Source organism: Mycobacterium sp. MUNTM1 (genome assembly GCF_054660795.1).
Genome location: NZ_BAAGDE010000007.1, coordinates 66,780 through 81,208 on the forward strand (window position 1 = coordinate 66,780; position 14,429 = coordinate 81,208).

At 71.3% G+C, this 14,429-nt stretch carries 15 protein-coding genes; 9 read left to right on the forward strand and 6 right to left on the reverse strand.

Translation table 11 applies throughout. The features are described from left to right. Positions 1-133 precede the first annotated feature (133 nt). From ACYQ8K_RS06005 to ACYQ8K_RS06035, 7 genes are all read left to right on the forward strand, one after another. Positions 134-1,030, forward strand: a complete 897-nt coding sequence (locus ACYQ8K_RS06005; RefSeq protein WP_459967561.1) for an SDR family oxidoreductase — start codon at positions 134-136, stop codon at positions 1,028-1,030. Between the two features lie 27 nt (positions 1,031-1,057). Next, the gene (locus ACYQ8K_RS06010; RefSeq protein WP_459967562.1) at positions 1,058-1,465 is read left to right on the forward strand and encodes a VOC family protein; all 408 of its coding nucleotides are present in this window, start codon (positions 1,058-1,060) and stop codon (positions 1,463-1,465) included. Positions 1,466-1,562: 97 nt separating this feature from the next. Next, entirely contained in the window at positions 1,563-2,804 is a 1,242-nt protein-coding gene (locus tag ACYQ8K_RS06015; RefSeq protein ID WP_459967564.1) for an inorganic phosphate transporter, read from the forward strand. Next, positions 2,804-3,103, forward strand: a complete 300-nt coding sequence (locus tag ACYQ8K_RS06020) for a hypothetical protein (RefSeq protein ID WP_459967566.1) — start codon at positions 2,804-2,806, stop codon at positions 3,101-3,103. The genes ACYQ8K_RS06015 and ACYQ8K_RS06020 overlap by 1 nt, the downstream gene beginning before the upstream one ends. 56 nt (positions 3,104-3,159) lie before the next feature. Further along, positions 3,160-3,462, forward strand: coding sequence for a DUF3349 domain-containing protein (locus ACYQ8K_RS06025; RefSeq protein ID WP_459967568.1), 303 nt, complete (start codon positions 3,160-3,162; stop codon positions 3,460-3,462). A gap of 68 nt (positions 3,463-3,530) precedes the next feature. After that, a complete protein-coding gene (menE, locus tag ACYQ8K_RS06030; protein WP_459967649.1) occupies positions 3,531-4,622 on the forward strand; it encodes an o-succinylbenzoate--CoA ligase in 1,092 nt (363 codons plus the stop codon). Positions 4,623-4,669: 47 nt separating this feature from the next. Continuing rightward, entirely contained in the window at positions 4,670-6,019 is a 1,350-nt protein-coding gene (locus ACYQ8K_RS06035; RefSeq protein WP_459967650.1) for a hypothetical protein, read from the forward strand. A gap of 26 nt (positions 6,020-6,045) precedes the next feature. Here the strand turns inward: ACYQ8K_RS06035 and ACYQ8K_RS06040 are convergent, their stop codons facing one another. The 4 genes from ACYQ8K_RS06040 to ACYQ8K_RS06055 all read right to left on the reverse strand — a co-directional run bounded on the left by ACYQ8K_RS06040 (position 6,046) and on the right by ACYQ8K_RS06055 (position 9,545). Beyond that, positions 6,046-6,426, reverse strand: a complete 381-nt coding sequence (locus tag ACYQ8K_RS06040; protein WP_459967569.1) for a DUF732 domain-containing protein — start codon at positions 6,424-6,426, stop codon at positions 6,046-6,048. A gap of 79 nt (positions 6,427-6,505) precedes the next feature. Further along, positions 6,506-7,168: a TIGR04282 family arsenosugar biosynthesis glycosyltransferase gene (locus tag ACYQ8K_RS06045; RefSeq protein WP_459967570.1), complete on the reverse strand. Its 663-nt coding sequence runs from the start codon at positions 7,166-7,168 to the stop codon at positions 6,506-6,508. Further along, positions 7,165-7,827, reverse strand: a complete 663-nt coding sequence (locus ACYQ8K_RS06050; protein ID WP_459967571.1) for a glycosyltransferase family 2 protein — start codon at positions 7,825-7,827, stop codon at positions 7,165-7,167. Before ACYQ8K_RS06050 ends, ACYQ8K_RS06045 begins: the two co-directional genes overlap by 4 nt. 2 nt (positions 7,828-7,829) lie before the next feature. Continuing rightward, positions 7,830-9,545 (reverse strand): hypothetical protein, encoded by a 1,716-nt coding sequence (locus tag ACYQ8K_RS06055; protein ID WP_459967572.1) that lies wholly within the window; start codon positions 9,543-9,545, stop codon positions 7,830-7,832. A 311-nt stretch (positions 9,546-9,856) separates the two neighbouring features. Between ACYQ8K_RS06055 and ACYQ8K_RS06060 the strand changes: the two genes are divergently transcribed. Further along, complete coding sequence (locus ACYQ8K_RS06060) at positions 9,857-11,578, forward strand: DUF7937 domain-containing protein (protein WP_459967573.1); 1,722 nt, start codon at positions 9,857-9,859, stop codon at positions 11,576-11,578. Here ACYQ8K_RS06060 and ACYQ8K_RS06065 read toward each other — a convergent pair. Further along, positions 11,575-12,603, reverse strand: a complete 1,029-nt coding sequence (locus ACYQ8K_RS06065; protein WP_459967574.1) for an NAD-dependent epimerase/dehydratase family protein — start codon at positions 12,601-12,603, stop codon at positions 11,575-11,577. The genes ACYQ8K_RS06060 and ACYQ8K_RS06065 overlap by 4 nt on opposite strands. Beyond that, complete coding sequence (locus ACYQ8K_RS06070) at positions 12,600-13,376, reverse strand: S-methyl-5'-thioadenosine phosphorylase (protein ID WP_459967575.1); 777 nt, start codon at positions 13,374-13,376, stop codon at positions 12,600-12,602. Before ACYQ8K_RS06070 ends, ACYQ8K_RS06065 begins: the two co-directional genes overlap by 4 nt. An 84-nt stretch (positions 13,377-13,460) precedes the next feature. Here ACYQ8K_RS06070 and ACYQ8K_RS06075 point away from each other — a divergent pair, with 84 nt between their 5' ends. Then, positions 13,461-14,333: a 1,4-dihydroxy-2-naphthoate polyprenyltransferase gene (locus ACYQ8K_RS06075; RefSeq protein ID WP_459967651.1), complete on the forward strand. Its 873-nt coding sequence runs from the start codon at positions 13,461-13,463 to the stop codon at positions 14,331-14,333. Positions 14,334-14,429: the final 96 nt, after the last annotated feature.

The following is a 14,429-nucleotide window of genomic DNA, read 5'->3' on the forward strand; positions in this document are numbered from 1 at the left end:
ACCGCGAGAAGATCGACTCGGAGTTGCGGCTCGTCGCGCTGCGGCGCCAAGCGATCCGCGAGCAGGGGGGGGGGGCGGGGGTCCGGGGGGGGGGGCGCCCCACGGCCCCGAGCGCCCGCCTAGACTCCCGTCAGTGAGCAAGAGTCCCCTCCGCCGGATCGCCGACCAGTTCGTGCTGGCGACCATGCGCCCCCCGATGGCGCCGCAGGTGTTGGTCAACCGGCCGCTGATCAAGCCGATCGAGCTGGCCGGCAAGCGCATCCTGCTCACCGGGGCCTCGTCGGGGATCGGCGAGGCCGCGGCCGAACAGTTCGCCCGGGCGGGGGCCACCGTGGTCGTCGTCGCCCGCCGAAAGGATCTGCTGGACGCGCTGGTTCAGCGGATCACCGGCGCCGGCGGTGAAGCCGTGGCGATCCCGTGCGACGTCTCGGACATGGACGCCGTCGACGCGTTGGTCGCCGAGGTCGAAAACCGTCTGGGGGGAATCGACATCCTGATCAACAACGCCGGCCGGTCCATCCGCCGGCCGCTGGCCGAGTCGCTGGAACGCTGGCACGACGTCGAGCGGACGATGGTGCTCAACTACTACGCGCCGCTGCGGCTGATCCGCGGGCTGGCACCCGGGATGATCGAGCGCGGCGACGGCCACATCATCAACGTCTCGACGTGGGGGGTGCTGTCGGAGGCCTCGCCGCTGTTCGCGGTGTACAACGCCTCGAAGGCCGCGCTGTCGACCGTCAGCCGGGTGGTGGAAACCGAATGGGGCGACAAGGGCGTGCACTCCAGCACGCTGTACTACCCGCTGGTGGCCACCCCGATGATCGCCCCGACCAAGGCGTACCAGGGAATGCCGGCGCTGACGTCGGAGGAGGCCGGCGAGTGGATGATCACCGCCGCCCGCACCCGCCCGGTGCGCATCGCACCGCGGATGGCGATCGCCGCCAAGGCGCTGGACACCTTCGGCCCGCGCTGGGTCAACGCCGTCATGCAGCGGCAAAGCATCCAGCCCAACCGCAAGACCGATGGCTGATCCGGGCACTGTGATAGACACGGTCTCATGGAGATCCTGGCCAGTCGGATGCTGCTGCGGCCGTCGGACTATCAGCGGTCGCTAGCGTTCTACCGCGACGAGATCGGGCTGGCGATTTGGCGCGACTACGGCGCCGGCACAGTCTTTTTCGCGGGCCAGTCCTTGCTGGAGCTGGCCGGTTACGGCCAGCCCGACCCGTCCCAGGACGCCTTTCCCGGTGCGCTGTGGCTGCAGGTCCGCGACGTCGAAGCCACCCAGGCCGAATTGGAGGGCCGCGGGGTCCCGATCGCGCGCGAAGCTCGCCAGGAATCGTGGGGCTTGAAAGAGATGCACGTGACCGATCCGGATGGCCTGACGCTCATTTTCGTCGAAGTGCCGCCCGAGCACCCGCTACGGCGCGACACCCGAAGTGAACGTCAGGGAAACGCCGGTTAACTGAGAGGTAACATCTGGCGACGGTTCAAGGTACACCCGGAATTCGCCACCGCCAGCATTCGACAATGGAAACCTCCTACCACCAGAATCAGGGCCTGTGAACATCCAATTGTTCCTCTTGATCATTGTCGTAATCACGGCATTGGCTTTCGATTTCACCAACGGCTTCCACGACACGGGCAACGCGATGGCGACCTCGATCGCCAGCGGCGCGCTCAAGCCCAAAGCAGCGGTCGCGCTGTCCGCGGTGCTGAACCTCGTGGGTGCGTTCATGTCCACCGCCGTCGCCGCGACGATCGCCAAAGGCTTGATCGACGGGCACATCGTGACGCTGGAGCTGGTCTTTGCCGGCCTCGTCGGCGGCATCGTGTGGAACCTGCTGACCTGGCTCCTCGGCATCCCGTCGAGTTCGTCGCACGCCCTGATCGGCGGCATCGTCGGCGCCACCATCGCCGCCGTCGGCGCACACGGGGTGATCTGGAAGGGCGTGGTGTCCAAGGCGATCATCCCGGCGGTCGTGTCGGCGATCCTGGCCATCGTGGTCGGTGCGGTCGCCACCTGGCTGGTCTATCGGATCACCCGCGGCATCCCGAACAAGCGCACCGAGGCCGGCTTCCGGTACGGGCAGTGGGGCTCGGCGTCGCTGGTTTCGCTGGCGCACGGCACCAACGACGCGCAGAAGACGATGGGCATCATCTTCCTGGCGCTGATGTCCTACGGCTCGGTCAGCAAGACCGCCTCCATGCCGCCGCTGTGGGTCATCGTCGGTTGCGCGGTGTCGATGGCGCTCGGCACCTACCTGGGCGGCTGGCGGATCATCCGCACCCTGGGCAAGGGCCTGGTCGAGATCCAGTCGCCGCAGGGCATGGCGGCCGAATCCTCTTCGGCCGCGGTGATTCTGCTCTCCGCCCACTTCGGCTACGCGCTGTCGACCACCCAGGTGTGCACCGGCTCGGTGCTGGGCAGCGGGCTGGGCAAGCCCGGCGGCGAGGTCCGCTGGGGCGTGGCCGGCCGCATGGGTGTCGCGTGGCTGGTCACGCTCCCGCTGGCCGGGCTCGTCGGTGCGCTCACCTACTGGATCGTGCACCTGATCGGCGGTTACCCGGGCGCCATCGTGGGCTTCGCGCTGTTGATCGCGGTCTCGGCGACCATCTACATCCGGTCGCGCAAGGTCAAGGTCGACCACCACAACGTCAACGCCGAATGGAAGGGCGACCTGACCAGCGGGCTCGAGGAGACCGACGATCAGCACCCGCCCTCGGACGCCGGACCCACGGTCGGCGGCGGTACGACCCCCCGATCCGACTCCGACGACCCCACCATTAAGGCGAACGCGTGATGAGTCACTTCAGCGACTGGTTCAACTACCAGGCCTCCCTCAAGATCCTGCTCTTCTCGATGCTGGCCGGCGCCGCGCTACCGGGGCTGTTCGCCCTGGGGCTGCGATTCCAGGCGATCGGCGGCGGACAAGTCAGCACCCATGGCGGCTCGCCGCAGAAGAACCCGGCGCTGCTGGCCATCGCCTGGGTGATCTATGCGGTGGTGATCCTGGTGATCGCGTTCGCCCTGGCGTACATCTCGCGGGACTTCATCGCTCATCACACCGGCTACCCGTTCCTCGGAGCCAAAGCGAAGTAGCATCGATTGGTGCCCACGGATTTGCTAAGCCAAACACCGGGGGGTGTTGTCAGAGCGTGAACGGATTTCTCAATTCGATCGTCTCCTGGCTGCGCGCGGGATACCCGGAAGGCGTTCCAGCGACCGACACCTTCCCGGTGCTCGCGTTGCTGACCCGCCGGCTGTCCAACGACGAAGCCAAGGCGGTGGCCTGCGAGCTGGTGCGGCGCGGCGAGTTCGACGACGTCGACATCGGCGTCCTGATCACCCAGATCACCGATGAGTTGCCGTCGCCCGCCGACGTCGAGCGGGTGCGGGTCCGGTTGGCGGCCCAGGGCTGGCCCTTCGACGACGCCGACGAGGCCGGGGACCCGGCATAGCCGTACTGCGCGCGCTGCACGTCCCGCCGGGTTCGGCGGCCTCGTCACTGTTGCCGGCGCTGGAACGGGTGCTGGACGGGCGTGACCCCGCACTGGTCGCCCTGCCCGCGGGCGACAACCGCGAATCGGATGCGTTGTCGGCGGCGCTGCGCGTCGGGGAGGCCATCGACGACAACGTGGCCCTGATCGCGGCGACGTCGGGAACCACCGGAATTCCCAAGGGCGCGCTGCTGACCGCCGCTGCCCTGACGGCCAGCGCGGCGGCCACCCATGACCGCCTCGGCGGGCCGGGCAGCTGGCTGCTCGCCCTGCCGCCCCACCACATCGCCGGCGTGCAGGTTCTGGTGCGCAGCCTGCTCGCCGGCTCGACACCGGCCGAGATGGACGTCTCCGCGGGATTCGACGTCGCCGAATTGCCTGGCGCGATAAGGGCATTGGGTTCGGGGCGGCGCTACACCTCGCTGGTCGCCGCGCAGCTGGCCAAGGCGCTCGGCCACCCGGCGGCAGCGGCCGCCCTCGCCGAGCTGGACGCCGTGCTGCTCGGCGGCGGACCCGCGCCGCGACCGGTTCTCGACGCCGCCGCCGCGGCGGGCATCACCGTGGTCCGCACCTACGGGATGAGCGAGACCGCCGGGGGCTGCGTGTACGACGGTGTCCCGCTCGACGGGGTGCGGCTGCGCACGGTCGACGGGCGCATCGTCATCGGCGGCGCGACGCTGGCCAAGGGTTACCGCAACCCGGTTGACCCGGACCCGTTCGCCGAGCCGGGCTGGTTTGCGACCGACGATCTCGGCGCCGTCAGCGACGCCGGCGTGCTGACCGTCCTGGGCCGCGCCGACGACGCGATCAGCACGGGCGGGCTGACCGTACTGCCGCAGCCGGTCGAGGCGGCGCTGTGCGCCCACCCGGCCGTGCGCGATTGCGCGGTCTTCGGGGTGGCCGACGACCGGCTGGGCCAGCGGGTGGTCGCCGCGGTCGTGGTGCGCGACGGGTCCGCCGCCCCGACCCTGGACGCGCTGCGCGCTCAGGTGACCGGCATTCTGGACGCCACCGCTGCGCCGCGCGAGCTGCACTTCGTCGACGCCCTACCCCGCCGCGGCATCGGCAAGGTCGACCGGGCCGCACTGGTGCGCCGGTTCACCCGCCCGAGCGGTCAATAGGCTGTTCGTCCGTGGGGATCGCTCGACGGAAGGCAGCGCGCCAGGCGATAGCGGTCACGGTCGGGGTGGTGCTGGTGGCGGCGGCGTTCGTGCTGCCGCGGATGCACCTCGGGGTGCGGCCGCGCTTGGACGTCGGCGTCGAGAAGTTCGCCACCCACGCCGGCGCCGCACCGATCTTCGGCGAGTGGCTGATCCACGCCGGCTGGGGCACCGGGCCGGCCATCGCCCTCGCGATCGCCGTGGTCGCGTGGGGACCGATTCTGGCGCAACGCCTTTCGTGGTGGATGCTGACGCTGGGCAGCTGGGCCACCGCGTGCGGGTGGGCGTTCGCGCTGGCGATGATCGACGGCTGGCAGCGCGGCTTCGCAGGCCGGCTGACCACCCGCGACGAATACCTGTCACAGGTGCCGGGCATCACCGACATCGGCGCGACGCTGCGCACGTTCGCCAGCCGGATCGTGGACTACCAGCCCAATTCGTGGACCACCCACGTGTCCGGGCATCCACCCGGCGCGCTGCTGACGTTCGTCTGGCTGGACCGGCTCGGCCTGCACGGCGGCGCCTGGGCCGGGCTGCTGTGCCTGCTGGCCGGATCGAGCGCGGCGGCCGCGGTGATGGTCACCCTGCGCGCGCTGGCCGACGAGCCGACCGCGCGGCGCGCCGCCCCGTTCGTCGCCCTGGCGCCGACGGCGATCTGGGTGGCGGTGTCGGCCGACGCATACTTCGCCGGGGTGGCGGCGTGGGGCATCGCGCTGCTGGCCGTGGCGGTGCACCGCCCGGTCCGCCTCCCCGCGCTGACGGCCGCGGGGGCGGGCCTGCTGCTGGGCTGGGGGGTGTTCTGCAACTACGGCCTGATGCTGATGGGGTTGCCGGCGGTGGCGGTGCTGGCCTCGGCCCAGGGGGTGGGCAGCCGCTGGGCGCAATGGCGGGCGATCCTGCGGGCGCTGGGCCCGGCGGCGCTGGCCGCGATCGCGGTGGCGGTCGCCTTCGCCGTCGCGGGGTTCTTCTGGTTCGACGGCTATACCCTGGTGCAGCAACGCTATTGGCAGGGCATCGCCAAGGACCGCCCGTTCCAGTATTGGAGCTGGGCCAACCTGGCGTGCGTGGTGTGTGCTATCGGGTTGGGCGGGGTCGCCGGATTGAGCCGGGTGTTCGACTGGCCCGCCATTCGCCGCCGCTCCGGTTTTCATCTGCTGCTGTTGGCCATGCTGGCCGCCATCGTCGTCGCGGACCTGAGCATGCTCAGCAAGGCTGAGGTGGAACGCATCTGGCTGCCGTTCACGGTCTGGCTCACTGCGGCGGGCGCACTCCTGCCGGTGCGTGCACACCGGATCTGGTTGGCGCTCAACGCCGTCGGCGCGCTGGCGCTCAACACGATCATCCTGACGAACTGGTAGAGACCGGTGCGCCGAGTACGATCACCCTACGCAGCCGCTGGCGCCGGGAAGGGAAACCAAGGAATATTCGACCAGTCCGGCGGGGGCGGCGGCTCAGTGGTCGGTTCGCCGAGGTGCTGTGGGCAATAGGCACTGACGGCGCTGGTCGTGAAGTGGGTCGCGTCCGCCACGGTGAATCCGGCATTTTCTGACGACACACTTTGGATGACGTCGGCCTGAGAGTGGCCCTGATCCATTAATTCACAGGCCTTCTTGCCGACCCGGACGGCGACGGCGCCGTTCTTATAGGGGACGCCGGCCTGATCGAGCGCCGCCAAGAAGTTCGCATCTGGGTTGCCGCCCGGCTCGGCGTGTGCAGGCGTTGCCGCACCGATGACCGCGGCGAAGCTCGCCAACACGAGAAGCATTCGCACCGCTCCATCCTTATACAAAAAGCCGGTGTTGTCCTGTCGCGTGCTGACTCCCGAGCGGTGCCGGCAGAATCGTCTACAGGCCGGCCGCGCGGGTGACGCGCGCGAAGCGGCTGGTGGGTGCGCAGGCGTCGCGCACCACCGCGACGTCGTCGACGACGTCCACGTCGGCCAGCGCCTCGACGGTCACCACGTCAATGCCGTTGTCGTGCAAGGCCTTCATGGTCAGGTCGCCGGTGTCGGGTGCGGACATCGGCACCGTGCGCAGGCACTGCGCCATCGCGGGCTCCGCCACGCCGAGCACCCACCAGCCACCGTCGCGCGCCGGCCCCAGCACGGCCTGCGTCTCGAGCAGGCGCCGCGCGCACCCGGCCAACAGGTCCGCGGTCACCTGAGGGGTGTCCATGCCGATCTGCAGCACCGGAAACCCGCCGGCCGCGTCGGCGTGCGCGTTGGCGAGCCGGGCCGCGAAATCCGCACCGCGCTGCGCGATCACGGTGAACGACGCGAGCCGGTGCCGGATCTCGGCGGCATTCGCGGCCGCGTCCAGGTCGCCGGCCAGCGCCACCACCCGCGCGGCCACCGGGGCGGCGGCCACCGCATCTAGCGTGTCAAGCAGTGCGGCGGCTGCGATTTCGGCGGCGACGCGGTCGCCGACGGTCGCCGCGAGCCGCGTCTTGGCCCGACCCGGCTCGGGCGCCTTGGCGACCACCAGCAGGGTCACCGGCAGCGCGCTCACGAGATCACCTTCCAGAAGTCGAGTATCGCGGTGATGCTGCCCCGCAGCGAACCGCTGACCTTCGACTTGCCGCCCGTCCGCGGGCCGTAGCTGACGTCGAGTTCGACGACGCGCCAGCCGGCGGCGGCGGCACGCACCAGCAATTCCAGCGGATAGCCCGACCGCCGGTCGACGACTCCCAGTTGCAGCAGCGCTTCGCGCCGGGCCACTCGCATCGGCGCGATGTCGTGCACCGGCAGGCCGTGCCGGGTGCGCAGCCGCCAGCTCATGACGACGGTGCCCACCCTGGCCACCCACGGCCAGTGCAGCCCCGGCACCGGCCGGCGCCGGCCGGTCACCAGGTCGGCGCCTCGCTCGAGCTCGGCGACCAGCCGGGGCAGATCGCCGCCGTCCATCGAGCCGTCGGCGTCGATGACCGCCACGATCGGGGTGGTCGCGGCCAGCACGCCCGCGTGGACGGCCGAACCGTATCCGGCCCGCGGTTCGGCGACGACCCGGGCGCCGTGCCGGCTCGCGACCCCGGCGGTGTCATCGGTGCTGTTGTTGTCCACCACCAGCGCCCGGTATCCGGCGGGGATGGCGGCCAGCACCGCGGGCAGCGACTCCTCTTCGTTGAGGCAGGGCAGCACCACCGTCACCAGACCGTCGGCGTCGGGCACGCTCAGAATCCGCGGTGGGGGTGTGGCTCCTGCGGGTACATCGGCTGTTGCGGGTAGACCGGCTGCGAATGCGTCGGCGGCAGGGTCTGCTGGGTGTGCGTCGGCGGCGGCGCCTGGGTGGTTTCGTGGGTGCTCGGCGGCGAATAGGTGCTCGTCGGTGGCTGGTGTGTGGTGCTCGGCGGCGAATACGTCGTCGTCGGAGGCGAATACGTCGTCGTCGGCGGCTGGTACGTGGTGGTCGGCGGCGTGTAGGGCGCGCTCGTCGGCGGCGTGTAAGGCGGGTTGTAGGGCGGGTAGTTCGGGCCCCACCCCGGGATCGGGATCGGAATCGGAATGGGCACCGGCACAATGGGATTCGGGCGAGGCGCCCAGCCCGGATTGGGATTGGGCACCACGCCGGGATTGACCGGCGCCTCGGGCGCGGGGCCGGCGGGCACGCCACCGCCCGACGGGGGCGCGACCTGCTGCGGGGCCGGGACGTTGTTGGGAGCCGGGACGGTGCCGCCCTGGAACCCGGCGTTGGGCGCATCGGCCGGGGGCGGGGGCAGCGGCGCCTGCTGCTGGCTCGGCAGGATCGGCATGAACTTGCCGGGGGTGCCGTTCTGCACCCCTACCACCGGCTGCCGGCTGGCGGTCGGTTCCACGGCGACCGCGATCGCGGTGGCCAGCGACGCCAGCCCGACGACCGCGAAGGCGACGACGGCGTTGCCGATCACCAGCGATCGCCGCGACAGCTTCGCCGGCGCTTCCTCGTCGACGTCGCCGTACTCGTAGTCGTCGAATTCGGGGTCGTACTCGTCGAATTCGCCGGGGTACTGCTCGCCTTCGTCGGCCATCGAATAGGCCAGCTGATTGTCTTCGGCGTTCGGGTCGGCGAACTCCGACGCCGGCACGAAGGCGGTCTCATCGCCGGTGAGCCCCGCCGCCGGGGCCATCGCGGTGGCATCCCCGAACGCCGGCGCCAGCGCGGTGGCGTCCCCGGCCGCGGGGGCCATGGCGGTCTCGTCGCCGGTCAGCCCGATCGCCGGCGCCATGGCCGTCGCACCCCCGGCCCCCAGCAGCGCCGCCGGCGCGGCGGCGATCGCGGCGCCACGGGCGAGCGCGAAGGTGGGATCTTCGGCGACCCGCACCCGCATGGTCGAGGCGTCGCGAAGCTCGTCGGCGACCCGGTGCAGATCGGGCGACGCACCGAGCAGGTACACGTCCTGCGGGGCGTCGGGGTGGGCGCTCAAGTTCGCCATCATGGTGTGGAACGCGGCCGTCGCATCGCCGCCCGACTCCCCCGCCAGCGGCTGGCTGGCCAACACGGTCGGCGGCGCGTCGGGATCGCCACCGCCGGAACCCACCATCGACAGCGTCGCAGTCGCGTCGTCCATCACCAGCGCCGCCCCGGGTCGGCCGGCCGCGCGCATCAGGGCGGCCACCGCCTGCGATTCGGAGAGCACCGCGACGTTGTGCACACCCGAGTCCTCCAGCGCCCGCCGCAACCGGTCGGCGGCGGGATGGTCGGTCCAGCACAGCCGGGTGCCGACCAGCCGGTGGTTCTCACCGGCCAGCAGCCGGTTCGTGCCGACCACGGTCTCGGTCAGCGTCCCGATCGGATTGTCAGCGAGGTCGACGACGGATTGGTCGATCACGTCGGCCCCCTGCGCCCCCGACCCGACCAGGGCCAAGCGCGCGACGGGTCCGGTGACCGCAACCCCCAAAACGACGTCCATCCCGGTTCTCCTTCACGCCGGCTACCCCGCAACCAGCAATGTCCCGGCATCATTACACTTGCGATACCGTTGGCAGTATCGATCATTCAGGCGACAAGCTTCGTCTACTAGCGCAGCGTAACCAGCTTTTCGAACGACAGGACGCGTCACCGCGGAATCATCTCCGCCCCAGCAGCCGGTCACAGCCACTGCCACGGCATCCGAACGGAGAATATGTTCGCAAGCGAGCAGTGCATTCCGCTCGGCGGGGTAATCCCTCGCCGAACACCCGAACCTGCGCCGAGAATATCCGTCCTTGAATCCCGGGGGGCATGGTGAGCCAGAGCAGCGACGAGACGCCGACCGGTCCCATCCGCCGTCAGACGCAGCAGGCACCGGCGCCGCGCATCATCCGCCCGCACGCCACGGGCGGCGGGCCAGCCGCGGCCGCCGGGACGAAGCGGTACCGGCACTTCGCCGGTGACCTGACCGCGGTGGCGCTGCTGGTCCTGGCGATGTTCCTGCCGTGGAACCTCTACTTCGGCGTCGGGATCCCGGACAGCAGCACGGTCCTGTTCGGCGTGCTGATTGCGGTGACGGTGCTGGCCCTCGTCGCGGTCGGGGTCGCCGGCTCGTGGCGGTCGGCCGGCGCGCGGTTCAACCCCGGGCGGGCGGCCCGGCTTCGCCTGGCGCTCAACGTCCCCTACCTGCTGCTGGTGCTCGCCTTCGTCGTGTTCGACGCGTACGAGACCGTCCGCTTCGGTGGCACCGTCAACGTGCCGGGCGGCATCGGGCCGGGCGCCTGGGCCGGGATCGCCGGCGCGCTGCTGAGCGCCCAGGCGGTGCCGGCCGGCGCGCTCGCCGGACCGGTTCCGGGCGGCGACGAGTCCACCGGGTGGCACCGGTCGGCCCGGGCCATCGGCACGCTGTCGATGCTCGCCGCGGTGCTCAGCTTCGGTTTCAACCTGTACTGGCGGCTGCGCTACGCGCTGCAAAGCACCGGCGGCGCCGAAGAATTCGGCAAGCAGAACATCGCCGTGATCGCGACCGCGGTGGTGTACGGCGTGGTGGCGCTGGTCGCGGTGCTGGTCGCCTCGCGGTGGCTGCTGCGCAACGCGCGGGAGAGCCGGCTGACCACCATCGCGCTCGGTGCGTCGACGCTGGCCGCCGGGGTCCTGGTGTGGTTCCTGCCGGTCGGCCGTGACATCGACGCGTTCCACGGCATCGCGCAGAACACGTCCACCGCCGGCGTCGGGTTCGAGGGCTACCTGGCGTGGGCGGCCGGCGCGGCGCTGTTCGCGCCGCGGGCCCTGTTCGGTCACCGGAACGCCTCGCCGACGGAGGAGTCCGCGTGGCGCGCGACGACCCGAAATGGCTTGCTGCTCATCGCCGTTTGGTCCGTCGGGTCGGTGGCGATGCGGATCACCGACCTCGTTGTCGGCATCATCCTGAACTACCCGTTCTCCCGGTACTCCAGCATCGTGCTGGCCACGTTCGATCTGGCCACCGCGGTGCTGGCGATCTGGCTGCGCCGCAGGCTGGCCACGCTCTCGGCGCGAATGGTCACGTCGCTGTGCGGGCTGGTGGCCACGCTCAGCGTCGCCCGCGTCGTCGTCGGCCTCGAGCTGGCGCCGCGCTTCGAAGACTCGCCCAATTCGCCTGCGCTGCACCCGGTCTACGGCAACAACCTGGCCCAACAGATCACCAGCACCTTCGACGTGACGCTGTGCGGCCTGGCCCTGGGCATCCTGGTGGCGGCCATCGTCACCGGACAGCTGAGCGGTCGACGGCTGGCCCGTCGCGCCGCCCGCAGGCGCGCCGCCGCGGCGAATGCGGCGGCACCGACCACCCGGGTCCCGGTGGGCCAGGGCGCGGGGCCGTCGTCCGCGGCGACCACCCGCATCCCGGCCGGTGTTCCCGGCGGGGACCACGAACCGCCCACCACGGAGATACCGCCGCTGGGCAATGCGCCCCGAATCTTCCGCGGCGACGACTCCGGCACGCGCCAGATGCCCGCGCAGAAGCCGCAGATCTACCGCCCCCCGCACGGTTAGCGAAGGGGCGCGAACGCGAACTCGCGCAGCCCCTCGCCCGGCGGGACGGCCGCGCGGAAACCGAGCACCTCGGCGGCCCGGGACGGGTCGGCGACGATGTGGCGCACGTCGCCGCTGCGGTACTGCCCGGTGACCACCGGGGACAACGAAGCGCCGCGCGCGTCGCACAGCGCGTCGGCCACCTCGGCAATCGAAATGGGTTGTCCCGAGCAGACATTGACGGCGGCGAAGCCCTCGGACCACTGTGTCGCAGCGACGTTGGCGGCGGCCACGTCGTCGACGTGGACGAAGTCGCGCATCTGCCCGCCGTCCTCGAAAACCTTTGGCGCCTCGCCCTTTTCCAGCACCGATCGGAATATTGCCGCCACCCCGGAGTAAGGGGTGTCGCGCGGCATGCCGGGGCCGTAGACGTTGTGGTAGCGCAGCGCCACCACCGAGCCGCCGGTGGCCTCCGACCATGCCAGCGCGTAGTGCTCCTGGGCGGTCTTGCTGGCGGCGTACAGACTTCGGGGCCGCAGGCAGGCGTCCTCGTCGACCAGGCGCCAGTGCAGTTCCTCCCCGCCGACCGGACACCGGTGCTCGAAGATTCCAGCGTCGAGGTCCGCGCGGCGCCGCGGCAGCGGGTCCACGGATCCGTGTCGGTCGCAGTGATATCGGCCCTGCCCGTACACCACCATCGACGAGGCCAGCACCAGGCGCCGCACCCCCGCGGCGAACATCTGCGCAAGCAGGACGGTGGTGCCCAGGTCGTTGTGCCCGCCGTAGGCGGGGGCGTCGGCGGCGTCCACACCCGCACCCACCATCGCCGCCTGATGGCACACCACGTCCACGCCGGCCAGCAGCGGGGCCAACGCGCCGGCGTCGCGCACGTCGGCGCGGTGACATCCCTGCGGCAGCACCGGGTTTGGGCCGTGCGCGGCGGCCAGCAGCGCGTCGACGGCGACCACGTCGTGCCCCGCGTCCCGCAGCGCCGCGGCCACCCGCGAGCCGATGAAGCCGGCCGCCCCGGTCAGCAGCACCCTCACGGCAGCTCGATGGGCAGGGTGACTCCGGCGTGCGGCAGGCAGTGCGTGCAGGAGCGGTCGGCGGCGACCCGGCCGATGGCCCGGCGGACCAGCGTTTTGAACACTTCGATGTTCTTCTGGAATTCGGCGAACACGTCGACCGCCTTGACGCCCTCCCCGGCGCTCACGCCGGCATCCAGGTCAGTCACCAAAGCGATTGCCGCATAACATATTTCGAGCTCACGGGCGAGCGCCGCCTCGGGATAACCGGTCATGTTGACCAGCGAGAAGCCGGCCGAGGCGAACCACTGACTCTCGGCGCGGGTGGAAAAGCGCGGCCCCTGGATCACCACCATGGTGCCGCCGTCGACCACGTCGGGCAGGCCGATCACCGCGTCGCGCAGCGTCGGGCAGTAGGGGTCGGCGAAGTCGACGTGGATGCCGCCGGAGTCGAAGTAGGTGTCGGCGCGGCCCCGGGTGCGGTCGACGAGTTGGTCGGGCACCACGACCGCCCCCGGACCGAGTTCGGGTGTGAGGCTGCCGACCGCGCACGGCGCGAGCACCCGACGCACGCCGAGCTTGCGCAGCGCCCACATGTTGGCGCGGTACGGCACGGTGTGCGCGGAGAATTCGTGGCGGGCGCCGTGGCGGGGCAGGAACGCCACCTCGTGATCGCCGATGGCGCCGACGGTGACCGGGGCGCTGGGCGGCCCGTACGGGGTGTCGACGGCGACGTCGCGGGAGCCGGATCCGAAGAAGGTGTAGAAGCCGCTGCCGCCGATCACTCCGAGCATCCGACCATTGTGGTGCATGACGCCGCGGTGATCGCGGCTGCGGGGCCCGGGGAGGGACGGCCCGCATCCTGGCAGGATGTTCGTGTGGCCAACTTCGGGCAATGGGTTTCCGGTGCGCGGCCGCGGACGTTGCCCAACGCGGTGGCGCCGGTCGTCGCGGGGACCGGTGCGGCGGCGTGGCTGCATTCCGCGGTGTGGTGGAAGGCGCTGCTGGCGCTGGCCGTCGCGCTCGCGCTGACCATCGGCGTCAACTACGCCAACGACTACTCCGACGGCATCCGCGGCACCGACGACGACCGGGCCGGGCCGGTGCGTCTGGTCGGCTCGCGGCTGGCCGCGCCGCGGGCGGTGCTGGCCGCTGCGGTCGCCAGCCTGACCGTCGGCGCGCTCGCCGGGCTCGCGCTGGCGCTGTTCAGCGCGCCGTGGCTGATCGCGGTGGGAGCGGCCTGCATCGCCGGGGCGTGGTTGTACACCGGCGGGTCGAAACCCTACGGCTACGCCGGTTTTGGCGAGGTCGCGGTGTTCCTGTTCTTCGGGCTCGTCGCCGTGCTGGGCACCCAGTACACCCAGGCGCTGCGGGTGGACTGGGTGGGTCTGGTGCTGGCGGTGTCGACCGGGGCGCTGTCGTCGTCGGTGCTGGTGGCCAACAACCTGCGGGACATCCCGACCGACGCGCGCTCGGGAAAGGTCACGCTGGCGGTGCGGCTGGGCGACTCGCGCACCCGGATCCTGTACCAGGCGCTGCTGGGGACCGCCGGGGCGCTGACCCTGGTGCTGATGCTGGCGACCCCGTGGTGCACCGCGGGATTCGTGGCCACGCCGCTGGCCCTGCGCGCGGCGGGCCCGGTGCGATCGGGCCGCGGCGGCCCGGAGCTGATCCCGGTGCTGCGCGATACCGGGCTGGCGATGGTGGCGTGGGCGGTCGCGGTGGCCGCGGCGTTGGCGCTGGCCACCTAAGGGCCGGGCGGGAGTTACCTATAGTGCAGGCAAAGGACTCCGAGGGCGGCGCGTTTGGGGTACTTTTGCGTCGGCTCGGCGATAGCGAAGGACCGC